This is a genomic window from Micrococcus sp. 2A, assembly GCF_039519235.1.
Taxonomy (GTDB): domain Bacteria; phylum Actinomycetota; class Actinomycetes; order Actinomycetales; family Micrococcaceae; genus Micrococcus.
Map to the genome: position 1 here is coordinate 1,292,545 of NZ_CP154351.1, position 22,391 is coordinate 1,314,935.

Consider the following 22,391-nt stretch of genomic DNA (forward strand, 5'->3'; position numbering starts at 1 on the left):
CGGCCCTTCGCGCGCCCTCGACCGGTCCGCTGCGGCCGCCCCCACACCCCCAGGAGCTCCACCCCCTCATGCTCACCGTCACGGATCTCGAACTGCGCGTCGGCGCCCGCCTGCTCATGGACGAGGTGAACTTCCGCGTGGACAAGGGGGACAAGGTGGGCCTGGTGGGGCGCAACGGCGCCGGCAAGACCACCCTCACGAAGGTGCTCGCCGGCGGCGGACAGCCCGCCGGGGGGACCGTCACCCGCTCGGGTCGGATCGGCTACCTCCCGCAGGACCCCAAGGTGGAGGACATGGACCAGTCCGGCCGCGACCGGATCCTCTCCGCCCGGGACCTGGACCAGACCATCCGCCGCATGCGCGCCGCGGAGGAGGGGATGGCGGCGGACGACGACGCCGAGCGCGAGAGGGCCATGAACCGGTACTCGCGGCTCGAAGCGGAGTTCGCCGCCCGCGGCGGGTACGCGGCCGAGTCCGAGGCCGCCCGGATCACCTCGAACCTGGGCCTGCCGGACCGCGTCCTGGACCAGCCGCTGCACACGCTCTCCGGCGGCCAGCGCCGCCGCGTGGAGCTCGCCCGCATCCTCTTCTCGGACGCGGACATCATGCTCCTCGACGAGCCCACCAACCACCTGGACCACGACTCGATCGTGTGGCTGCGCGAATACCTCAAGACGTACTCCGGCGGCCTGCTGATGATCAGCCATGATGTGGAGCTCATGGAGATGACCGTGAACAAGGTCCTCTACCTCGACGCCAACCGCCAGGTGATCGACGTCTACAACATGTCCTGGAAGAACTACCTGGCCCAGCGCCAGCAGGACGAGTCCCGCCGCCGCCGGGAGTTCGCCAACGCGGAGAAGAAGGCCTCCGCGCTGATCTCCCAGGCGGAGAAGATGCGGGCCAAGGCCACGAAGGCCGTGGCCGCGCAGAACATGATCAAGCGCGCCGAGCGCCTCATGCGGGACGTCGAGGGCGAGCGCGCGCAGGACCGCGTGGCCGCCATCCGCTTCCCCTCGCCGCAGCCCTCGGGCAAGACGCCGCTGCGCGCGGAGAACCTCTCCAAGTCCTACGGATCGCTCGAGATCTTCACGGGCGTGGACCTGGCGATCGACCGCGGCTCCCGCGTGGTGATCCTGGGCTACAACGGCGCGGGCAAGACCACGCTGCTGCGCATGCTGGCCGGTGCCGAGACCCCGGACACGGGCGGCGTGGAGGCCGGGCACGGCCTCAAGCTCGGCTACTTCGCCCAGGAGCACGACACCCTCGACCAGGACGCCTCGGTGCTCGACAACATGCGCCACGCCGCGCCGCAGCTGGGGGACACCCAGGCGCGCACGCTGCTGGGCTCGTTCCTCTTCCAGGGCGACGACGTGGACAAGCCCGCGCGGGTGCTCTCCGGCGGCGAGAAGACCCGCCTGGCCCTGGCCACGCTCGTGGCGTCCTCCGCGAACGTCCTGCTGCTCGACGAGCCCACCAACAACCTCGACCCCGCCAGCCGCGAGGAGATCCTCAACGCGCTGCGCCGGTACGAGGGCGCCGTGGTGCTCGTGACCCACGACGAGGGTGCCGTCCAGGCGCTCGCCCCGGAGCGCGTGGTGCTGCTGCCGGACGGCGTCGAGGACCTCTGGAACGACGACTACCTGGACCTCATCACCCTGGCCTGAGCGGCCGGCCGGGGCCGCTCAGTCGAACAGCGCGTCCTCGGCCTGCTCGTCCGTGAGCCGTCCGTCCCGGCGGCGCCGCACGGGCTGGGGGCGCGGCGGGCGGCGGGCGGCGAACGTGCCGTCGTCGACGGCGTCCTCGAGGGCGTCCGCGCGGTCGTTGCGGGCGCGCATCCACGCCGAGTAGCCCCACACGCCGAAGCCCATGGCCGCGAAGAGGTACCACTGGATGGCGTAGGAGAGGTGCGGGCCCTCGTCGAGCGTGGGCTCCACGAGCCTCTGCGGCGCGGTCTCCGCGGCCGGGTCCTCGCTCACCATGATCCCGTACGCGGTGTCCGCCACGGGCTCGCCGACGACGCGGCCGATCTCCGGCAGGTCGATCGAGGCGACCTGCCCCTCGGGGGCGTCGCGGTCCAGGGTGGGCTCGCCGGGCTTGACGCGCACGACGGCGGACACCTCGCCCTCCGGCGGCGCCGGCACCACGTCGGGCCGTCCGGGGGTGTCGCCCACGGGCAGCCAGCCGCGGTCCACCACGACGACGACGCCCTCGTCCGTGCGGAACGGCACCAGCACCTCGTAGCCGGGGCGGCCGGCGCGGGGGCGGTTGCGGGCGATCAGCGTCTCCTCCACGAGGTACTCCCCGCTCAGGGTCACGGGCGTCCACTCGTCCTGGGCGTCGAAGTCCGTGAACATCCGCTCGGCCTCGGCGAACGGCACGGCGTCGTCGTCGTAGTTCTCCAGCACGCGGTTGACCTCGTGCATCTTCTGCACACGCCGGTCCCACTGCCACTGCGCGAGGTAGTGGCACGCGAACGCGAAGAGGACGCACACGAGGAGGCCGAGGATCCAGGGCCCCGTGGCGAGGAAGCCGAACCGCAGGCGGGGCAGGCGCTCCGTGGCCGTGTCCCCGGGGGGACGGCGGGAGCCGACGCGGGGGCCGGTGGCGGTGCTCATGCGGGGACCTCATCGTCGGGGTGGTCGGGGTGGTCGGGGTGGTCGGGGGCCACGAGGGGCCGGACGCGGCGCAGGAAGCCGCGCGCCTCGAGGAAGTCCTCGAGGTGGGCGCGATGCTCGCGGCAGGCGAGCCACGTCTTGGTCCGCTCGGGAGCGTGCACGCGGGGGTTGTTCCACTCGAGCGCCCACACCGCGTCGGCGCGGCAGCCGCGGCGCGAGCACGGGTGCGGATCGCCGGGCCCGGCGGCCACGCCGGCGGGTCCCCCGACGGGCCCGGGCGTGGCGCCCGGAACGGAGCCCGGCGCGGGGGAGGACCCCGCGGCGAGGGCTCCGAGCAGGTCCATGCCGCCGAGCGGGCCCGCGGTGCTCATGCGCCCGCCTCCCCACCGGTCCGCGGCCCGGGCAGGGCCCGGCGCCGGTCGAGGACGGGGTCCGCCACGACGTCGCCCGTCAGGACCACGGGCTGCGGCGCCGCGGGGCCGGACTCCTCGGGGACGGGGAGGGCGGCGGCGCCCGAGTCCACGCGGCGCAGCGTGCCGGAGCGCTCGGGGCCGGCGTTGTTCACGGAGACCACCGCGATGTAGGGCAGGGCCACGGCGCCCAGGATGAGCGCGAGCTGGAGCCAGCCGTGCGTGAAGAGGGCGGCCACGAAGCACAGCGTGCGGACGCCCATCTGGAGGAGGTAGACGCGCATGCGGTGCGAGCGGTCCTCGCTGCGGGCCGGCGCGGCGGTGGTGACCCCCTGGACCGGGCGGGTGGTCATGGCGTCACCTCCTGCACGGCGTCCGGGGGCGGGTCCCGGCACGACGGCACACGTAGAGTGGTGGTTCACGGCGGCGGGCGGGCGCTTCGCGTCCGCCTCGGACGGCTCTCAGAGCCGACCGCCGGTCGATGTCCTAGGTGAACGATCCTAGTCGCCCCCGCACAGAAGGTGGTCCCCATGGCCGAGCAGTCCCGTCCCACCGCAGCCGAGCCGGCCGCCCCCGGCGGGCGCAGCGTCCTCGTCACCGGCGGCAACCGCGGGATCGGCCTGGCCATCGCGCAGGCGTTCGCCGCGAACGGCGACCGCGTGGCCATCACGTCCCGCTCGGGCGAGGGCCCCGAGGGCGTCCTGCCGGTGCGGGCCGACGTGACGGACGCCTCGTCCGTGGACGCGGCGTTCCGGCAGGTCGAGGAGGCCCACGGCCCGGTCGAGGTGCTCGTGGCGAACGCCGGCATCACGAACGACCAGCTGCTGCTGCGCATGTCCGAGGAGGACTTCGCCTCGGTGGTGGACACGAACCTCACCGGCTCGTTCCGCGTGGTGCAGCGCGCCACGAAGGGCATGATGCGCCTCAAGCGCGGCCGGATCGTGCTGGTCTCCTCCGTGGTGGGCCTGCTCGGCTCCCCGGGCCAGGTCAACTACGCCGCCTCCAAGTCCGGCCTCGTGGGCATGGCGCGCTCCATCACCCGCGAGCTCGGCGCGCGGGGCGTGACGGCGAACGTGGTGGCCCCCGGCTACATCGACACGGAGATGACGCGTTCGCTGGACGAGGACCTCAAGGCCCAGTACAAGAAGTCCATCCCCGCGGGCCGCTTCGCCGACCCGGACGAGGTCGCCGGCGTCGTCCGGTGGCTCGCCTCGGAGGAGGCCTCCTACATCTCCGGTGCCGTCATCCCCGTGGACGGCGGCCTCGGCATGGGCCACTGACCCGCCCCCTCACCCTTCCCACCCCAGGCAGAAAGGCCCCGAGCATGACTGAGACAGACCTCACCGGACGCGGCGTCGTCGTCACCGGCTCCTCCCGCGGCATCGGCGCGGAGACCGCGCGGCTGCTGGCCGCCCGCGGCGCCGGCGTCGTGGTGAACTACCGCCAGAAGGCCCCGCGCGCGAACAAGGTGGTCGCCGCCATCGAGGAGGCCGGAGGCCGCGCCGTGGCCGTGGGCGGCGACGTCACGAAGGCCGAGGACCGCGCCGCCCTGCTCGACGCCGCCGTCGAGGCGTTCGGCTCGCTGGACGTGCTCGTGCTCAACGCCTCCGGCGGCATGGAGTCCCAGTTCGGCGAGGACTACGCCATGACGCTCAACCGGGACGCGCAGGCCGCCCTCGCGGACGCCGCCCTCGAGCGGATGGGGGAGGGTGGGCAGATCGTGTTCGTCACCTCGCACCAGGCGCACTTCATCGATGAGGTGGACACCATGGAGTCCTACGAGCCCGTGGCCCGCTCCAAGCGCGCCGGAGAGCTCGCGCTGCGCGAGCGCATCCCCGCGTTCGCGGAGAAGGGCGTGGGCTTCGCGGTGGTCTCGGGCGACATGATCGAGGGCACCATCACCGCCACGCTGCTCAACCGCGCGGAGCCGGGCGCCATCGAGGCGCGCCGTGAGGCGGCCGGGAAGCTGTACACGGTGGAGGAGTTCGCGTCCGAGGTGGCCGCCCTGGTGGGGCGCACCGACCTCGAGGTGGGCCACACCGAGCTCGTGGGCGGCGCCCGCGACTTCCTGGCCCGCCACCGGGGCTGAGTCGCCGGCGGCTCGGGCTCAGAGCCCGAGCAGCCAGCGCAGCGGGGTGAACGAGGGCACGTCGAGCACCACGTCGGCGTGCTCGCGCAGCGCCGGCTTGGCGCACAGGGCCACCCCGCACCCCGCGGCCGTCAGCAGGTCGATGTCGTTGGCGCCGTCGCCCACCGCCACGACGGCGGTCTCCGCGACGCCGGCGTCGGCCGCCCACGCGCGCAGCATGGCCGCCTTGGCGGCGCGGTCCACCACAGTCCCGACGACGCGCCCCGTGAGGCGCCCGTCCGCGGCCTCGAGCTCGTTCGCGCAGTAGGCGTGCAGGCCCCACGCGGCCGCGAGCGGGGCGAGCACCGAGGTGAACCCGCCCGAGACGGCGCAGACCCGACCCCCGGCCGCGTGCACGGCGGCGATCAGCTCGAGCGCGCCGTCCGTGGGGCGCACGGCGTCCACGACCTCCTCGACCACGCCCACGGGCAGGCCCGCGAGCGCCTCGACGCGCGCGTGGAGGGACTGGGCGAAGTCGAGCTCGCCGCGCATGGCCCGCTCCGTGACCTCGGCGACCTTCGCCTCGCGCCCGGCGTGCGCCGCGAGCAGCTCGATGACCTCCTGCTGGATCAGCGTGGAGTCGACGTCGGTCACCACGAGCGGGTGCGGGTTCGCCGTCGCGTCCTCGGGCAGCGTCAGCGCGGCCCAGCCGGGACCCGGATCGGGAGCCGCGGCCCACGCGTCGCTCAGGAACCGCCAGCCCACGAGGCCGTCCGCGGCGACGCGCTCGGCGCCCTCCGGCACGCCCTCCGGCGTGCCCGCGGGACCAGGGGCGTCGGCGGGCGAGGCGGTCAGGACGAGGCGGCGCACGGAGCTCATGGGCCTCAATCTAGGGGCGCGGACGCAGCGCGCCCCGCGTGTGAACGCCCGGCCCCACTATGGTGGAGGCCATGACCACGCCCCAGCACCTCGAGGACATCTTCACCCCGGACGAGGACGCCGTGCTCCAGCTGCGCGGCGTGCGCGTGCACCGCGGCGGCCGGGACATCGTCGCCGACGTGGACTGGACCGTCCGGGCGGGCGAGCGCTGGGTCGTGATGGGCCCCAACGGCGCGGGCAAGTCGACCCTGCTGCAGATCGCCGCGGCCCGCCTGCACCCCACCGCCGGCGACGTCGCGATCCTCGACGAGGTGCTGGGCGCCGTCGACGTGTTCGAGCTGCGCCCGCGCATCGGGCTCTCCTCCGCCCAGCTGGCGGCCCAGGTGCCGCGCGCGGAGCTCGTGCAGGACGCCGTGGTGACCGCCGCGTACGGCGTGACCGGCACGTGGCGCGAGAGCTACGAGACGCAGGACCGCATGCGGGCCCTCGGGCTCGTGTCCGCGTGGGGGCTCTCCCGCCTGGCGCACCGGCCCTTCGGCTCCCTCTCGGACGGCGAGCGCAAGCGGGTGCTGATCGCCCGCGCGCTCATGACCGACCCCGAGCTGCTGCTCCTGGACGAGCCCGCCGCGGGGCTGGACCTGGCCGGGCGCGAGGAGCTCGTCCGCCAGCTCACCGAGCTCGCGGAGGACGAGGCGGCGCCGGCCACCGTTCTCGTGACGCACCATGTGGAGGAGGTCCCTCCGGGCTTCACCCACGCCCTGCTGCTGCGCGAGGGCGGCGTGGTGGCCGCCGGCCCCGTCGCGGAGGTCCTCACGGACGAGCACCTCTCCACCGCGTTCGGCCTCGCGCTCACCGTCACCTCCACGGACGGGCGCTACTCGGCCGTCGGCGCGTGAGCGAGCTGCTCGCCGCCCAGGTCCTCGGGATGGACCTGTGGCAGGTGCTGCTCGTGCTGCTGGCCGGGTTCTGGGCCGGCACCATCAACTCCGTGATCGGCTCGGGCACCCTGGTCACCTTCCCCGTGCTCGTGGCCGTGGGGTACCCGCCCGTCACGGCGCAGATCTCCAACGCCATGGGCCTCGTGGCCGCCGGGTTCTCGGGCGTGTTCGGGTACCGCCGCGAGCTCGCGGAGTCGCGGGCCGTGCTGCCCGTGCTGACCGTGGCCTCCCTGCTGGGCGGCATCCTCGGGGCATCCCTGCTGATCCACCTGCCGCCCGAGGTGTTCGGGTACGCGGCGCCGATCCTCATCGTGGTGGCCCTCGCCTTCGTGATCCTCCAGCCCCGCCTGCAGGCGTGGGTGCGCCGGCGGGCCGCCGCGCGGGCGGGCGGCGAGGTCGCCGAGGCCCCCGCCGTGCCGAGCCGGCCCGTCGGCCCCGCGCTGTGGATCCTCGTCTTCCTGGCCGGTGTGTACGGCGGGTACTTCGTGGCCGCGCAGGGCGTGCTGCTCATGGGCATCCTCGGCGTGTTCCTCTGCGGCGGCACGCTCGTGCACGCGAACGGCATCAAGACGTGGCTCTCCCTCTCGGTGAACCTCATCGCCGCCGTCTCCTACCTGCTGTTCGCCTTCGACCGCATCGACTGGACGGCCGTGCTGCTCATCGCGGCGTCCTCCCTGGTGGGCGGGTCCGTGGGGGCCAGGATCGGGCGGCGCATCTCCCCGACGCTGCTGCGCGGGGTGATCGTGGTGGTGGGCCTGGCCGGACTGACGAGCATGATCCTGCGCCTGGTGAACGGTGGCTGAGCACACCCGGCTTCCGGGCGCGGCCGGCCGCGAGGTGCGGCTGACCCCGGCCGACCTCGCCGACCCCCGCCTGGCCGCGTACACGACCATGACCGACGCCGCCCTGCGCCGCCGCGTGGACGCCGAGCACGGGGTCTTCCTGGCGGAGTCCTCCTCCGTGGTGCGGCGGGCGCTGGCCGCCGGGCACACGCCGCGCTCGTTCCTGCTGGGGGACCGGTACCGCGAGACGTTCGCGGACGCCCTCGCCGCCCACCCGGACGTGCCGGTCTTCACCGGCCCGGACGAGGTCCTCACGGAGCTCACCGGCTTCCACCTGCACCGCGGCGCGCTGGCGGCGATGGACCGGCCGGCCCCGCGCTCCGTGGGCGAGGTGCTCGCGGGCGCGCGGCGCGTCCTCATCGCCGAGGACCTCGTGGACCACACGAACCTGGGCGCGGTGGTGCGCTCGGCGGTGGCCCTGGGGTGGGACGCGCTGCTGCTGACCCCGCAGGCCGCCGACCCGCTCTACCGGCGGGCGATCCGCGTGAGCATGGGGACGGTGTTCCAGCTGCCCTGGGCGCGGCTGGACGGCCCCGTGGGGTCCGCGGTGCCCGTGCTGAAGGAGGCGGGGTTCGCGGTCGCCGCGCTCGAGGTGACCGAGCGGGCCGTGGGCCTGGACAGCCCGGAGCTCGAGGGGATCCGGGGCGCCGAGCGGCTGGCCCTCGTGCTGGGCCAGGAGGGCCCCGGCGTCCGCGAGGAGACGCTCGCCCAGACCGACGCCGACGTCGTGATCCCCATGCCGGCGGGCGTGGACTCGCTGAACGTGGCCGCGGCGGCCGCCGTCGCACTGTGGGAGCTGCGCGCGCGGTGAGGGCCGGGCGCGACGCGCGGGCCGCGCGATCCGCGGGGAGACGCGACGGGGCATGCGGTAGAGTGGGCCGCTGGCCCGCCGACCGGCGGACCCCACCGACCACACCTCTCGCGCCCCTGGTCCCAATCAGGCGGCAGAAACGAAGGATGCTCCCCATGAAGACCGCGATCCACCCCGAGTACCGCTACGTCATCTTCAACGACCTCGCCTCCGGTGAGAAGATCCTCACCCGCACCACCGCGAACTCCGAGAAGACCGCGGAGTGGGAGGACGGCAACACCTACCCGGTGATCGACGTCGAGATCTCGGCCGCCTCGCACCCGTTCTACACGGGCAAGCAGCGCATCATGGACACCGCCGGCCGCGTGGAGCGCTTCAACGCCCGCTTCAAGGGCTTCGGCGGCAAGAAGTGATCGCAGCGGCCTGAGCCGCTCTCACCTCGGACCACGACGACGGGCCCCGCGCCTCCGGCACCACGCCGGAGGAGCGGGGCCCCTCGCGTCCCCGGCTCCCGCCCGGCGCGAACGCCCCTGGCCCGTGCCCCGGCGGGATCCTAGGCTGGCGGCATGACCACGAACCAGGACAGCGCCCACCACGGGGAGTACAAGGTGATCGGCGGCAAGCTGGTGGCCGCGGACCTCACCCTCCACGACGGCCGGATCGCCACGGCCAGCATCAACGGCGACTTCTTCCTCGAGCCCGACGAGGCGCTCGAGGACCTCAACGCGGCCGTGGCCGGGCTCTCGGCCGACGTGGAGCACCGCGCCATCCGGGCGGCGGTGGAGCAGGGCCTGCGGCCCGAGGCCGAGCTGTTCGGCGTCGACGCCTTCGCGATCGCCTCCGCGGTGCGCCGCGCCCTCGGCAAGTCGACCACGTGGGAGGACCACCAGTGGGAGATCATCCCGCCGGAGCCGCTGCCGATCGCGCTGACGGTGGCCCTCGACGAGGTCCTCACCCGCCAGGTGGCCGAGGGACGGCGGAACCCGACCATGCGGCTGTGGCAGTGGAATGAGCCCGCCGTCGTGATCGGGGCCTTCCAGTCGCTCGCCAACGAGGTCGACCCGGAGGGCGTGGAGCGGCACGCGATCAACGTGGTGCGGCGGATCTCCGGCGGCGGCGCGATGTTCATGGAGGCGGACAACTGCGTCACGTACTCGCTGCACGTGCCGCAGTCCCTCGTGGACGGCCTCGAGACCGCTGAGACCTACCCGTTCCTCGACGAGTGGACCATGGACGCGCTCGGCCGCCTCGGCGTGGAGGCGTTCTACCAGCCGCTCAACGACATCGCCACGCCCCAGGGAAAGATCGGCGGGGCCGCCCAGAAGCGCGTGGGGGAGTCCGGCCTCCTGCACCACGTCACCATGAGCTACGACATCGACGCGGTCAAGATGCTCGAGGTCCTGCGGATCGGCCGCGAGAAGCTGCGCGGCAAGGGCGTCGCCTCGGCGAAGAAGCGGGTGGACCCGCTGCGCCGTCAGACCGGCGTCCCCCGCGTTGAGATCTGGGAGACCATGATGGCCACCTTCGAGGAGCGGTACGGGGCGCGGCGCGTCGACCTCGACGCCGAGACCCGCGCCGAGGCCGAGGAGCTGGCCCGCACGAAGTTCGCCACGCCGGAGTGGACCGCCCGCGTCCCGTGACCGGGCGGCTCACCCCTGCGCAGCCCGCCTACCCCTCGAGGTCGTGCTGGGCCGCCTGCACCCGCAGGGACCGGCGCAGCGCGTCCGTGTGCTCCACGACGAGGCGGCGCAGGGCGCCCGGGGCGTCCGGGTGGCCGTCGATCCAGCGCTGGGCGGCGGCGAGCGTGGGGTGGCGCTCCTGGTCCTCGGCACCGCCCGGCACCGCGTGCTGGTGCCCCGGGAACAGCCCGCCGATCGCGCGGCTGGCCAGCCCGTTCGACCGGCTCGCCCACACCTGCTCCAGCCGCGGCCAGAACCCGTCCTCGTGGGCGGCGAGCAGCTCCACGGAGCCCGCGGCGAAGCCGGCGGCCGTGGCGGAGAGCAGGTCGTTGGACAGCTCGACGCCGTCGGCGGTGCGCCCGGCCATGACGGCCTCCCACGCTGCGGCCTTCACGCCGGGCTCGGGGCGCGCGGCGAGGGCGAGGCGGTGCCACGTGACCGTCTGCGCGGTGCGCTTCGCCTCGAGCTCGGCGTCCAGGCGGGCCGCATCGGCCTGGCCGGTCGCGGCGAGGGCCTGGAGCACGAGCCAGCGCACCTCGGCGTCCACGGCGAGCCCGGGGGCCGCCGTGCCGGGCGAGACCAGCAGGGCCTCGGCCAGAGAGCCCGCCAGCGCCGCGTCGGCGCGCGCCACGAGCGCCCACGTGCGGGCCGCCGTGCGCTGGCGGTCGGAGCCGGCCTCGAGCGTGCGGGTCTGCTCGGCCAGCTCGGTGCCGAGCCGCGAGCGCAGGGCGGCGCGGTCCTCGGCCCGGGCGTACTGGGACACCGCGGCGGCGGCCTGGGCGAGCACCTGGGTGTGGACGCCGACGGTCTCGATCCCGGCGGAGAGCTGCCCCACCGCGGTCACGAAGCGCTCCACGGGCAGCGCGCCGTCGCGCGTCATCGACCACAGGGCCGCCCACACGGTGGCCTCGGCCAGCGGATCCGCGATCGGGTGAGCGAGCACCGCCTCGAGCGAGGCGTCGTCCACCTCCACGGCCGCGTACGTGAGGTCCTCGTCGTTGGGCAGCACGAGCCGGACGCCCTCCGGCACCTCGAGCCCGGCCAGCGGCACCGCGGCGCCCTCGGCACCGCCCGGCACGTCGACGGTGGCCTGGCCGGTGCGCACGAGCACACCGTCCTCGTCGGGCGTGAACACGCCCACCTTCACCACGTGGGGGCGCAGCACCTGGCGGCCCGTGACGGGATCCCGGCCCTCCTGGTGCAGGAGGACGGCGCCGTCGTCCCCCGCCTCCACCCGCAGGCGCGGCACGCCCGAGGTGTGCAGCCACGCGTCCGCCCACGCGCCCATGTCCCGCCCCGAGGCGGCCTCGAGGGCCGCCATGAAGTCGGCGAGCTCCGCGTTGCCCCACGCGTGGGCGCGGAAGTAGCGGCGTGCGGCGTCGAGGAACGCGTCCCGGCCGACGAACGCCACGAGCTGCTTGAGCACCGAGGCGCCCTTGGCGTACGTGATGCCGTCGAAGTTCTGCCGCGCGGCCTCGAGGTCCACGATGTCCGCGACGATCGGGTGTGTGGTCGGCAGCTGGTCCTGCACGTAGGCCCACGCCTTGCGGCGCGAGGCGAAGGTGACCCACGCGTCGGAGAACTCCGTGGCCTCCGCGGCGCCGAGCGAGCCCATGAAGTCCGCGAACGACTCCTTGAGCCACAGGTCGTCCCACCAGCGCATCGTCACGAGGTCGCCGAACCACATGTGCGCCATCTCGTGGAGGATCACGGTGGCCCTGCCCTCGTACTGCACGGCGGTGGCCCGCGAGGTGAACACGAAGTCCTCCGTGAAGGTCACCAGCCCCGGGTTCTCCATGGCTCCGAGGTTGTACTCGGGCACGAACGCCTGGTCGTACTTGCCCCACTCGTAGGGCACGCCGAAGAGCCCGTGGAAGAAGTCCAGCCCGCGCTTCGTCACCGCGAACACGGCCTCCGGGTCGAACGCGTCGGCCATCGTCTGCCGCGTGAACAGGCGCAGCGGCACGGGCGCGGCACCGGTGGCCGCATCGCCGTCCCAGCGGTCCTCCCAGCTCGCGTAGGGGCCGGCCAGCAGCGTCGTGATGTAGGTGGACTGGGCGAGCGTGGGCTCGAAGTCCACGCGCACGACGCCGTCGCCTGCCTCCGTGCGCGACGCCTCGGGCCGGTTGGAGGCCAGCACCCAGTCGGCCGGGCCGGTGAGGGCGAAGGTGAAGGCGCCCTTGAGGTCCGGCTGCTCGAAGTCCGGGAAGACGCGGCGCGCGTCCGCGGGCTCGTACTGCGTGTAGAGGTACACCTGGCCGTCGGCCGGGTCCGCGAAGCGGTGCAGCCCCTCGCCCGAGCGCGAGTAGCGCGAGGCGCCCTTCAGGACCACGTCGTTCTCGGCCGCCAGGCCGGGCAGCAGGACGCGGGCCTCGCCGACCACCTCGGCGAGGTCCAGGGCTGCGCCGTTGAGCTCCACCGCATCCACCCCGGCGTGGATCCAGTCCAGGTGCGTGCTCGCGCCGGGCTCCGCGCACGCGAAGCGGATCCGCGCCTCCACCGGGTAGGTGTCCTGCTCGAGGTCGCGGGCGGCCGAGAGGTCCACGTGGACGTCGTACGCGCTCACGGTGAGCAGCCGGGAGCGCTCGAAGGCCTCGGCACGGGTCACGTTGGTCTGGTCGAGGTCGGGCGCGGGCACGACGTCGGGCACGGGTGTTCTCCGGTCTGTGGGGTGGGAGCGGGCGGGGGAGCGAGACGGGGGACCGGTGCGGGTCAGCGCGGCGCCGGCACGGACTGGCCCTTCGAGAGCACGGTCAGGCCCGAGTCCGTCACGGTGTAGCCGTTGGCCTCGTCCTCCGCTCGGTCGAAGCCGATGCGCGCGCCGGGCGGGACCACCACGTTCTTGTCGAGGATGGCGTTGCGGACGTGGGCGCCCTCCCCCACGACGACGGAGTCCAGGAGCACGGACTGCTCGACCCACGCCTCGTTCGCGACGCGGACGTCCGTGGACAGCACGGACTGGGCCACCGTGCCGCCCGAGACGACGACGCCCTGCGAGAGGATCGAGTCGTTCGCGCTGCCGGGGCGGCGCGAGGCCGAGCGCACCAGCTTCGCCGGCGGGGAGACGGACTGCCGCGTGTACAGCGGCCACTCGCGGTTGTAGAGGTTGAACTCCGGCCACGGCTGCACGAGGTCCATGTGCGCGTCGTAGTAGGAGTCCAGCGTGCCCACGTCCCGCCAGTAGTGCTTGCCGGGGGTGCCGCCGGGGACCTCGTTGGCGGTGAAGTCGTAGACGCCGGCCTCGCCGCGGTCCACGAAGTAGGGGACGATGTCCCCGCCCATGTCGTTGTTGGAGTGCGGGTTGGCGTCGTCCGCGTTGAGCGCCTCCACGAGGGCGTCCGTGTCGAACACGTAGTTGCCCATGGAGGCCAGGAACTGGGACGGGTCGTCCGGCAGGCCCGGGGTGGTGGCGGGCTTCTCCACGAACGCCTTGATGCGCTCGGGGGAGGACGGGTCGGTCTCGATGACGCCGAACTGGTCCGCGAGGTCCAGCGGCTGGCGCACGGCGGCCACGGTGGCCTTCGCGCCGGAGGCGATGTGCTGGTCCACCATCTGCTGGAAGTCCATGTGGTAGACGTGGTCCGCGCCGATCACCACGACGATGTCCGGGCGCGCGTCAGCGATGAGGTTCATGGACTGGTAGATGGCGTTCGCCGAGCCCGTGAACCAGTCCTTGCCGCGGCGCTGCTGCGCCGGGACGGTGGCCACGTAGTTGTTGAGCATGGTGGACATGCGCCACGTCTCGGAGATGTGCCGGTCCAGCGAGTGCGACTTGTACTGCGTCAGCACCACGATCTCGCGGTAGCGCGAGTTCACCAGGTTGGAGAGAGCGAAGTCGATCAGCCGGTACGTGCCGCCGAAGGGGACGGCCGGCTTGGCCCGGTCGGCGGTGAGGGGCATGAGACGCTTGCCCTCGCCGCCCGCCAGCACCACGGACAGGACCTTCTTCTGCACCATCGGGGACCACTCCTCATTCCGGGGACGCGCCTCGTCGCCGAGCCCGCTCGGGCCCGGCCTCTGTCGGTCCCGTCAGGCTATCCGGCCCGAGGGGCGCTCGACTAGGTTGGAGGCGTGCGCATCGACATCGTGAGCAAAGAGTTCCCCCCGTCCATCTACGGCGGCGCCGGAGTCCACGTCGCGGAGCTGACGCGTGTGCTCGCGTCCCGCGCCGACCTCGTCGTCCACGCGTTCGGGGAGCCCCGCGAGCGGGACTACCACGGCGCCGCCGTGCACTCCTACCCGAATCCCCAGGGGTTCGAGGCGGAGAACGGCGCCGTCCAGACCCTGGCCACCGACCTCACCATGGTCGGCGCCTTCGAGGGCGCGGACGTGATCCACTCCCACACGTGGTACGCCAACATGGCCGGCCACCTCGGCAAGCTCATGCACGGCGTCCCGCACGTGCTCTCCGCCCACTCCCTCGAGCCCCTGCGCCCGTGGAAGGCCGAGCAGCTCGGCGGCGGCTACGCGATCTCCAGCTGGGCCGAGTCCACCGCGTACCACGGCGCCGACGCCGTCATCGCGGTCTCGGACGGCATGCGCCGGGACATCCTGGCCTGCTACCCGGACGTCGACCCCGCCAAGGTGCACACCGTGCACAACGGGATCGACACCCAGGTGTGGACCCCGCAGACCGGCACCGGCGCCCTCGAGAAGTACGGGATCGACCCGGGCAAGCCCTCGGTCGCGTTCGTCGGGCGCATCACCCGCCAGAAGGGCGTCCCGCACCTGCTGCGCGCCGCTCTGCAGCTGCCCCCGGAGGTCCAGCTCGTGCTGTGCGTCGGCGCCCCGGACACCCCGGAGCTCGCGTCGGAGGTCAACGGCCTCATCGCGCAGCTGCGCGGGCAGCGCGAGGGCGTCGTCGTGATCGAGGGCATGATCCCGCGCCACGAGGTCATGGAGATCCTCACCTCCGCCACCGTGTTCGCCTGCCCCTCCGTCTACGAGCCCCTGGGCATCGTCAACCTCGAGGCCATGGCGTGCGGCACCGCGGTCGTCGCCTCCGCCGTGGGCGGCATCCCCGAGGTCGTCGAGGACGGCGCCACCGGCCTGCTCGTGCACGTCGAGCAGGTGGCCGACGGCACCGGCACGCCGGTGGACGAGGACGGCTTCGCGGCCGACTTCGCCGCCGCCCTCACGCGCGTGCTGGAGGACCCGGAGCAGGCCCGCCGCATGGGCGAGGCCGGCCGGAGGCGCGCGGTCGAGCACTTCTCCTGGGACACCATCGCCGAGCGCACGCTCGAGGTGTACCGCTCCGTCCTCGACTGAGGCCGGCCAGCTCCGCGACGGCGCGGACAGGGCTGTGCCGCCCGGCCGAGGCGGAGCGCGCCGCCGTCCCCGAACGCCCGAGGGCCCGGAGACCCCCCTGGGGGATCTCCGGGCCCTCGGTCCGTCCGCGCCGGGCGACCGGCGCGGACGGGTGTGGGTCAGGACCGGCGCAGCCGGGAGGCCTTGGACTTGGCCTCCTTGCGCTGGCGCTCCCGGAGGACCTTCTCGTCCTCGGGGGCGGTGCCGGAGGCGCGCAGCTGCTCGAAGTAGCGGTGGGCCTCCTCCTGGCGCTCGGCCTCGACGTCGGTGGCGACCTCCATGCGCAGGTGCTTCTGCTCGAGGCCGTAGGCCTCCACGAGCTCCAGCGCGAAGGGGCGCAGGCGCTCGGCCAGGCGGTTGACGTAGCCGCGCAGGGCGCGGGCGCGCTGGCTGGAGACGCGGCCATGGGCCACGAACCAGCCCAGGTCGTCCTCGATGAGGCGCAGCGCGAAGAGGTCGCGCAGCCAGGTGAGCACGGTGGCGGTGGCCTCGTCCTCGATCGCGTCCACGGCCCGGGTGAACGCCTCCCACTGGAGGAGCTCGGCGTGGTTGCGCGCCGCCTCGACCAGCTCGTGCTGGCGCGTGTTGAACGCCTCGGCCTGGGCCTGCTGGCCCTTGCCTCGGGCGCCCGAGAGGGTGCCCGCGATGTCCGCCGTCTTGGCGCGCACGCGGTCCTCGAGCAGCTCCCGCTGGACCGCGGGATCCTTGAACCAGTTCGCGGAGCGGCGCTCGGAGCCCGCGTCCGCCACGGTCTGGACCACCTTGGGCAGGCCGGCGCGGTGCAGGGCGTCGGAGGCCTGGAGGACCACGTAGCGGGACACGGCGCCGACCTCGAGGCGGCCGAACTCCTTGGAGTAGTCGGTCAGGAGGCGCTTGCCGACGAGCTGGAGCAGGACGGTGTTGTCGCCCTCGAAGGTGACGTAGACGTCTAGGTCGGCGCGCAGCTGGGTGACGCGGTTCTTGGCCATGAACCCGGTGCCGCCGCAGGCCTCGCGGGCCTCCTGGAGGGTGTCCAGGGCGTTCCAGGTGGTCAGGGGCTTGACGGCGGCCGCGAGGGTCTCCAGCTCCTGGCGGTCCACGTCGGTGTCCGCGCGGCCCGAGAACACGTCGTCGAACTTGACGGCGAGCTCGTTGGAGGAGAACGCGTCCGCGTAGGCGCGGGCCAGGCGGTCGATGAGGCGGCGCTGATGGTTCTGGTAGTCCAGCAGCACCTCCTCGCGCTCCGGGCTGGAGGCGTTGAACTGGCGGCGCTGTTCGCCGTAGGCGATGGCGCCGTGCAGGCCGAGGAAGGAGGCTGTCGTCGCGGCGATGGACAGGGACACGCGGCCCTGCACGAGGGTGCCGAGCATGGTGAAGAAGCGGCGCCCGGGGGAGTCGATCGGCGAGGTGTAGGTGCCGTCCTCGGCGACGTCGCCGTAGCGGTTCAGCAGGTTCGTGCGGGGCACCCGGACGTGGGTGAAGTGCAGGCGGCCGTTGTCGATGCCGTTGAGGCCGCCCTTGAGGCCGTCGTCCTCGCCGCCGACGCCGGGCAGGAACGCCCCGGACTCGTCGCGGATCGGCACGTAGAAGCAGTGCACGCCGTGGTTGACGCCCTGGGTGATGAGCTGGGCGAAGACCGTGGCGGCCTTGCCGTGCAGGGCGGCGTTGCCGAGGTAGTCCTTCCACGCGCCCTTGAACGGCGTGTGGATGACGAACTCCTGGGTGGCCTCGTCGTAGGTGGCCGTGGTGGCGATCGAGGCGACGTCGGAGCCGTGGCCGATCTCCGTCATGGCGAAGGCGCCGGGGATGGACAGGTCCATCGCGCCCGGCAGCCACCGGCGGTGGTGATCGGCGGTGCCGAGGTGGAGGATCGCGGAGCTGAAGAGGCCCCACTGCACGCCGGCCTTGATCTGGAGCGAGGGGTCGGCCACCACGAGGTCGCCGAACGCGGAGATGTTGCCGCCGTGGTTGTCGTCGCCGCCGAACTCGGCCGGGAAGGCGCGGTGGACGGCGCGGCTGTCCACGAGGATGCCGAGCTGGCCGAACACGCGCTGGCGGTGCTCGTCCATGCCCAGCAGCGGGTCGCGGTGCAGGGCCGGGTCCTTGGCGAGTTCGCGGGACTCACGGCGCTCCGCGGCCCAGCGGCCCAGGAGCGCCTCCTGGATCACGGCCGAGTCGAGGGACCCCGGGCGCGGGTGCTCGGGGGCGATCTCGGCGACGTCGTGGGGCAGGTCGGTGGGGGACGGGGGGACGTCGGTGACGGCGTCGAGGCTGTGGTCGCGGGTGGTGGTCATCGGACCGCTCCTTCGTGGGCGTGGATCGGGACGGGGGATGTCGGGGCGCCGAGCAGGCCGTGGAGCAGCCAGCCGGTGATGGAGGCCGCCAGCTCGGCGGCGTCGGGGCGCGCGTCCTCGGGGGAGCGCAGCCAGGTCTCGGCCGTGGCCCGCACCAGTCCGACGGCGGCGCGCGGCCACAGGCCGAGAGGGGAGCCGACGGGCGGGACGCCGTCCGCCCCGAGGTGCTGGGCGAGCCCCTCCGCGAGGAGGGCGTGGACGCGGTCGAAGAAGGCGTCCAGGACGCCCGCCGCGGCGCCGGAGGAGTCCGGGGCGGACACGGCGAAGGCGTAGACGTTCGGGGACGTGGCGGCCACACTGAGGTAGACCTCGACCATCCGATGCAGGGTGGCGGCGGCGTCGGAGTGGTCGACCGCCGCCTCGAGCAGTCGCCGCTCCATGTGGGCGGTCACCCGCTCGGCGACGGCGACGCGCAGGCCGGCGCGGTCGCCGAAGTACCGGTAGTAGACCGACTTGGAGGTGCCGGCGTGCGTGGCGATGTCCTCCATGGAGGCCTCGGGCCCCAGCTCGTGGACCGCGGCCCGCGCGGCGCGGAGCAGCTCGCGGCGGCGGTCCAGCCGGTGCTGGTCCCACCGGGAGCTGCGACCGTCGCGGAGGACGGGGGGAGGCGTGAGTGACTTCACAGGACGGACTGTATCAGGTACTGTTCGTCTCAGTCACCCCGATCCCGGCCGCGCCGCTCCACCATCACCCCAGTTCCATCGACACCACCAGCGCCCGGATCACCCCCCGACCTCTCGCCGCGCACCCCGCGGGTGAGGCCACACCGTCCAGGAGGACCCCGACGTGACCACCCCCCCGAACACCCCCACCGCCCGCCCCGCCGTCGCGGGCGGCACCCTGCGCCCCGCCGTCGTCGTGGGCGGCAACCGCATCCCCTTCGCCCGCGCCAACACGGCCTACGCCACAGCCTCCAACCAGGAGATGCTCACCGCCGCGCTCGACGGCCTCGTGGCCCGCTTCGGCCTGCAGGGCGAGCGCATCGGCCAGGTCTCCGCTGGCGCCGTGCTCAAGCACCCCAAGAACTTCAACCTCACCCGCGAGTCCGTTCTCGGCTCCGCTCTGGCGTCCGACACCCCGGCCGCAGACATCCAGGTCGCCTGCGCCACCGGCATGGAGGCCCTGGGCACCCTCGCCTCCAAGATCCGCCTCGGTCAGATCGAGTCGGCCATCGGCGGCGGCGTGGACTCCATCTCCGACTCGCCCGTGAGCGTCTCCGACGGCGCCCGCCGCGTGCTGATGCAGCTCAACGCCGCGAAGACCCTGAAGGACCGCCTCAAGGCCGTCTCCCAGCTGCGCCCCAACCAGCTCGTCCCCGAGCCGGCCGGCGCCAGCGAGCCCCGCACCGGCATGTCCATGGGCGAGCACCAGGCGCTCACCACCCACCAGTGGGGCATCACCCGCGAGGCGCAGGACGAGCTGGCCGTGGCCAGCCACCGCAACCTCGTCGCCGCGTACGACTCCGGCTTCATGGACGACCTCGTGACCCCGTTCCGCGGCCTGACCCGCGACAACAACCTCCGCCCGGACTCCTCCATGGAGAAGCTGGCCAAGCTCAAGCCCGCCTTCGGCCGCCAGCTCGGCGACGAGGCGACCATGACCGCCGCCAACTCCACGCCCCTCACCGACGGCGCCTCCGCGGTGCTGCTCGCCTCCGAGGACTGGGCCGCCGAGCGCGGCCTGCCCATGCTCGCCGAGTTCGTGGACGCCGAGAACGGTGCCGTGGACTTCGTGGACGGCAAGGAGGGCCTGCTCATGGCCCCCGCGTACGCCGTGCCCCGCCTCCTGGCCCGCCACGGCCTGACCCTGGACGACCTGGACTTCATCGAGATCCACGAGGCCTTCGCCGGCACCGTGCTCGCCACGATGAAGGCCTGGGAGAGCGAGGAGTTCGGGCGCGAGCGCCTCGGCCTCCACGGCGCCTTCGGCACCGTGGACCGCTCCAAGCTCAACGTGCACGGCTCCTCGCTGGCCGCCGGCCACCCGTTCGCCGCCACCGGCGGCCGCATCGTGGCCCTGCTGGCCAAGGCGCTGCACCAGAAGGGCGAGGGCTCCCTCGGCCTCATCTCCGTGTGCGCCGCCGGCGGCCAGGGCATCGTCGCCCTCCTGCGCGGCCGCTGAGCCACCCGGCACCACCCGCAGCACCCGCCCCGCCGTCGGCCCGTCCGACGGCGGGGCGCCGGTCCCCGCCGCACCGACCCCGCCGCACTCCAGCACACCCCTGACCTGAGAGGTCCCCCCGTGAACGACCCGTACGGCTCCTTCGTCTCCTCCGCCCTGGGCAAGCGCGTCACCGGCGCCCTGGGCCTGCCCCAGCCCGTCGAGCTGCGCCGGTACGAGCCCGGCCAGCCGCTGATCACCGGCACCGTCCTGGTGCTCGGCGCCACCCCCGCCGCCGACGCGGCCCGCGGGCTGCTCACCGCCGCCGGCGTCCAGGTCGTCTCCGAGCGCGCCGAGGGCGCCCGCCTGGCCGGTGTCGTCGCGTGCTTCGACGGGGTGCGTGCCCCGTCCGAGCTCTCCGCCGTGGCCCTCGAGCTCGGCCCCGCCCTGCGCCAGCTCGGCTCCAGCGCCCGCGTGGTCACCGTGTTCGAGGATCCGGAGGACCCCTCCGTGGCCGCCGACCCCGCGGCGCGCGCCGCCCGCCAGGGCGTGGTGGGCCTGACCCGCTCGCTCGGCAAGGAGATGCGCCGCGGCGGCACCGCCAACGGCCTCATCCTGGGCTCCGGCGTCCCGCTCACCGCCCCCGGCGCGGCCGGCGCCCTGCGCTTCCTGCTCTCGGGCCGCTCCGCGTTCGTCTCCGGCCAGTTCCTGCCCGTCACCACCGCGGACGGCTCGACCCCCGCGGACCTGGCCCGCCCGCTCGAGGGCAAGGTCGCAGTCGTCACCGGTGCCGCCCGCGGCATCGGCGCGGCGATCATCGCCACCCTGGCCCGCGACGGCGCCCGCGTGGTGGGCGTGGACGTGCCCGCCGCCGGGGACGCCCTGGCCGGTGTAGTCAACAAGCTCGGGGGCACCGCCCTCGCGCTGGACATCACCGCCCCCGACGCCGGCGCCCGGATCCTCGAGCACTGCCGCACCCGCCACGGGCGCATGGACATCGTGGTGCACAACGCGGGCATCACGCGGGACAAGCTGCTCGCCAACATGGACGCGGCGCGCTGGGACTCGGTCCTCGCCGTGAACACGTCCTCGCAGCTGGCCATGAACGCGGCCTTCCTCGCCGAGGACGCCCGCGACGTCGTGGGCGAGGGCCTGCGCATCGTCGGCCTGGCTTCCACCTCCGGCATCGCCGGCAACCGCGGCCAGACCAACTACGCGGCGTCCAAGGCGGGCGTCATGGGCCTCACGTCGGCCACCGCGCCGATGCTGGCCGAGCGCGGGGGCACGATCAACGCCGTCGCCCCGGGCTTCATCGAGACCGAGATGACCGCCAAGATCCCGCTCGCGACCCGCGAGCTGGGCCGCCGCCTCAACTCGCTGCAGCAGGGCGGCCGTCCCCAGGACGTCGCCGAGGCCATCGCCTACCTCGTCTCGGACGGGGCCGGCGGCACCAACGGCGCCACCCTGCGGGTGTGCGGCCAGGCGATCATGGGGGCCTGAGCATGGAGACCCGGACGCTCACGCAGGCCCCCGCCCTCGGCTCCCTGTACGCCCGCGCCGCGGCGCAGGCCGCGCAGGACGCCCTCACCCGCCGACGCCGGCCGACGACCCTGCCCGAGCGCCGCATCGAGGTGGAGGGCCTGACGATCGACCCCGCCGTCGTCGGCCGCTGGCGCGAGGTGGTGGGCCCCGCGGACCCGACGCACCTGCCCTCCGTACTCGTGCACACCCAGGTGTTCGGGACGGCGATGGCGCTCATGGCCGCCCCTGACTTCCCGCTGCCCCTGCCGGGCATGGTCCACCTCTCCAACTCGGTCCAGCACCACCGGCCCGTCCCCGCGGGCGAGCCGCTGACGGTCGCGGCCGAGGCCCTGGGCCTCGTGCCCCACCACGCGGGCACCGCCGTGGACGTCGCGGTGCGCGTGGAGCGCGCGGCGGGCGCCGGCGCGGAGGCCGCGCTGCTGTGGGAGGGCTCCTCCCGGTACCTGGCCAAGGGCGTGTGGCTGACGGGCGAACGCCCCGAGCGGCCCGTGCGCGAGGAGTTCGTCCCCGCGGCCCCCACCGCGCAGTGGACGTTCGGGGCGGGGGCCGGCCGCGCCTACGCGGGCGTCTCGGGGGACTGGAACCCCATCCACCTCTCCGGGCCGAGCGCGACGCTGTTCGGCATGAAGGGTGCGATCGCCCACGGCATGCTCCTCGCCGCGCGCATGCTGGACGGCCGGGAGCCCGCCGAGGCCGGCGTCGGCTGGGACATCGAGTTCGAGGCGCCCGTGGTGCTGCCCGCCCGCGTGGCCGTCCGGTACGAGCGCGACCCCGCGGTCACGCAGGTGACGGGCTGGGACGCCACGCGTGGACGCCGCCACTTCCGGGGCGGGATCCGGCCCCTCACCTGAGGGGAGGACCGAC

20 protein-coding genes are annotated in these 22,391 nt (G+C 74.1%); 12 read left to right on the plus strand and 8 right to left on the minus strand.

What is annotated here, in order from left to right:
* The first annotated feature begins 68 nt into the window (after positions 1–68).
* Positions 69–1,667, plus strand: a complete 1,599-nt coding sequence (locus AAG742_RS06015) for an ABC-F family ATP-binding cassette domain-containing protein (RefSeq protein WP_248117045.1) — start codon at positions 69–71, stop codon at positions 1,665–1,667.
* A gap of 18 nt (positions 1,668–1,685) precedes the next feature.
* Here the strand turns inward: AAG742_RS06015 and AAG742_RS06020 are convergent, their stop codons facing one another.
* From AAG742_RS06020 to AAG742_RS06030, 3 genes are read right to left on the minus strand one after another with little or no spacing between them, the layout of a single operon-like run.
* Positions 1,686–2,618, minus strand: coding sequence for an SURF1 family protein (locus tag AAG742_RS06020; protein ID WP_298710894.1), 933 nt, complete (start codon positions 2,616–2,618; stop codon positions 1,686–1,688).
* Positions 2,615–2,989, minus strand: a complete 375-nt coding sequence (locus AAG742_RS06025; protein WP_343282414.1) for a hypothetical protein — start codon at positions 2,987–2,989, stop codon at positions 2,615–2,617. Before AAG742_RS06025 ends, AAG742_RS06020 begins: the two co-directional genes overlap by 4 nt.
* On the minus strand, positions 2,986–3,381 hold the full coding sequence (locus AAG742_RS06030; RefSeq protein WP_298710897.1) for a DUF3099 domain-containing protein: 396 nt from the start codon (positions 3,379–3,381) through the stop codon (positions 2,986–2,988). Before AAG742_RS06030 ends, AAG742_RS06025 begins: the two co-directional genes overlap by 4 nt.
* 177 nt (positions 3,382–3,558) lie before the next feature.
* Between AAG742_RS06030 and AAG742_RS06035 the strand changes: the two genes are divergently transcribed.
* Positions 3,559–4,308, plus strand: coding sequence for a beta-ketoacyl-ACP reductase (locus tag AAG742_RS06035; RefSeq protein WP_298710900.1), 750 nt, complete (start codon positions 3,559–3,561; stop codon positions 4,306–4,308).
* 44 nt (positions 4,309–4,352) lie between these two features.
* On the plus strand, positions 4,353–5,117 hold the full coding sequence (locus AAG742_RS06040; RefSeq protein WP_298710905.1) for an SDR family oxidoreductase: 765 nt from the start codon (positions 4,353–4,355) through the stop codon (positions 5,115–5,117).
* An 18-nt stretch (positions 5,118–5,135) separates the two neighbouring features.
* Here the strand turns inward: AAG742_RS06040 and serB are convergent, their stop codons facing one another.
* Entirely contained in the window at positions 5,136–5,975 is an 840-nt protein-coding gene (gene serB / locus AAG742_RS06045) for a phosphoserine phosphatase SerB (RefSeq protein ID WP_298710908.1), read from the minus strand.
* Between the two features lie 71 nt (positions 5,976–6,046).
* On the opposite strand from serB, the gene AAG742_RS06050 reads away from it, so the two are divergent.
* From AAG742_RS06050 to AAG742_RS06070, 5 genes are all read left to right on the plus strand, one after another.
* Positions 6,047–6,871 (plus strand): ABC transporter ATP-binding protein, encoded by an 825-nt coding sequence (locus tag AAG742_RS06050; protein ID WP_298710911.1) that lies wholly within the window; start codon positions 6,047–6,049, stop codon positions 6,869–6,871.
* Positions 6,868–7,716 carry a sulfite exporter TauE/SafE family protein gene (locus tag AAG742_RS06055; protein WP_248117061.1) on the plus strand — a complete coding sequence of 283 codons (849 nt, stop codon included), beginning with the start codon at positions 6,868–6,870 and terminating at the stop codon, positions 7,714–7,716. The genes AAG742_RS06050 and AAG742_RS06055 overlap by 4 nt, the downstream gene beginning before the upstream one ends.
* Positions 7,717–7,804: 88 nt before the next feature.
* The gene (locus AAG742_RS06060) at positions 7,805–8,566 is read left to right on the plus strand and encodes an RNA methyltransferase (RefSeq protein WP_298711410.1); all 762 of its coding nucleotides are present in this window, start codon (positions 7,805–7,807) and stop codon (positions 8,564–8,566) included.
* A gap of 155 nt (positions 8,567–8,721) precedes the next feature.
* Positions 8,722–8,979, plus strand: coding sequence for a type B 50S ribosomal protein L31 (locus tag AAG742_RS06065; protein ID WP_248117064.1), 258 nt, complete (start codon positions 8,722–8,724; stop codon positions 8,977–8,979).
* Positions 8,980–9,132: 153 nt separating this feature from the next.
* Complete coding sequence (locus tag AAG742_RS06070; RefSeq protein ID WP_248115515.1) at positions 9,133–10,206, plus strand: biotin/lipoate A/B protein ligase family protein; 1,074 nt, start codon at positions 9,133–9,135, stop codon at positions 10,204–10,206.
* 28 nt (positions 10,207–10,234) lie between these two features.
* Here AAG742_RS06070 and pepN read toward each other — a convergent pair whose 3' ends face one another.
* Both pepN and glgC read right to left on the minus strand, forming a co-directional pair.
* Complete coding sequence (gene pepN, locus AAG742_RS06075; RefSeq protein ID WP_298710914.1) at positions 10,235–12,895, minus strand: aminopeptidase N; 2,661 nt, start codon at positions 12,893–12,895, stop codon at positions 10,235–10,237.
* 62 nt (positions 12,896–12,957) lie between these two features.
* Positions 12,958–14,202 carry a glucose-1-phosphate adenylyltransferase gene (glgC, locus tag AAG742_RS06080; protein ID WP_248115517.1) on the minus strand — a complete coding sequence of 415 codons (1,245 nt, stop codon included), beginning with the start codon at positions 14,200–14,202 and terminating at the stop codon, positions 12,958–12,960.
* Between the two features lie 114 nt (positions 14,203–14,316).
* On the opposite strand from glgC, the gene glgA reads away from it, so the two are divergent.
* Positions 14,317–15,513 (plus strand): glycogen synthase, encoded by a 1,197-nt coding sequence (gene glgA, locus AAG742_RS06085; RefSeq protein WP_248115518.1) that lies wholly within the window; start codon positions 14,317–14,319, stop codon positions 15,511–15,513.
* A 158-nt stretch (positions 15,514–15,671) separates the two neighbouring features.
* On the opposite strand, the gene AAG742_RS06090 is transcribed toward glgA, so the two are convergent.
* Together AAG742_RS06090 and AAG742_RS06095 are read right to left on the minus strand one after the other, a co-directional pair.
* The gene (locus AAG742_RS06090; RefSeq protein WP_298710917.1) at positions 15,672–17,825 is read right to left on the minus strand and encodes an acyl-CoA dehydrogenase; all 2,154 of its coding nucleotides are present in this window, start codon (positions 17,823–17,825) and stop codon (positions 15,672–15,674) included.
* Positions 17,822–18,508: a TetR/AcrR family transcriptional regulator gene (locus AAG742_RS06095; RefSeq protein WP_248115520.1), complete on the minus strand. Its 687-nt coding sequence runs from the start codon at positions 18,506–18,508 to the stop codon at positions 17,822–17,824. Before AAG742_RS06095 ends, AAG742_RS06090 begins: the two co-directional genes overlap by 4 nt.
* A gap of 163 nt (positions 18,509–18,671) precedes the next feature.
* Between AAG742_RS06095 and AAG742_RS06100 the strand changes: the two genes are divergently transcribed.
* The 3 genes from AAG742_RS06100 (at position 18,672) to AAG742_RS06110 (ending at position 22,378) form a co-directional block, all read left to right on the plus strand.
* A complete protein-coding gene (locus AAG742_RS06100) occupies positions 18,672–20,006 on the plus strand; it encodes an acetyl-CoA C-acetyltransferase (protein WP_298710920.1) in 1,335 nt (444 codons plus the stop codon).
* Positions 20,007–20,126: 120 nt separating this feature from the next.
* Positions 20,127–21,485 carry a 3-oxoacyl-ACP reductase gene (locus AAG742_RS06105; RefSeq protein ID WP_298710923.1) on the plus strand — a complete coding sequence of 453 codons (1,359 nt, stop codon included), beginning with the start codon at positions 20,127–20,129 and terminating at the stop codon, positions 21,483–21,485.
* A gap of 2 nt (positions 21,486–21,487) precedes the next feature.
* Positions 21,488–22,378 carry a MaoC/PaaZ C-terminal domain-containing protein gene (locus tag AAG742_RS06110; protein WP_298710926.1) on the plus strand — a complete coding sequence of 297 codons (891 nt, stop codon included), beginning with the start codon at positions 21,488–21,490 and terminating at the stop codon, positions 22,376–22,378.
* Positions 22,379–22,391: the final 13 nt, after the last annotated feature.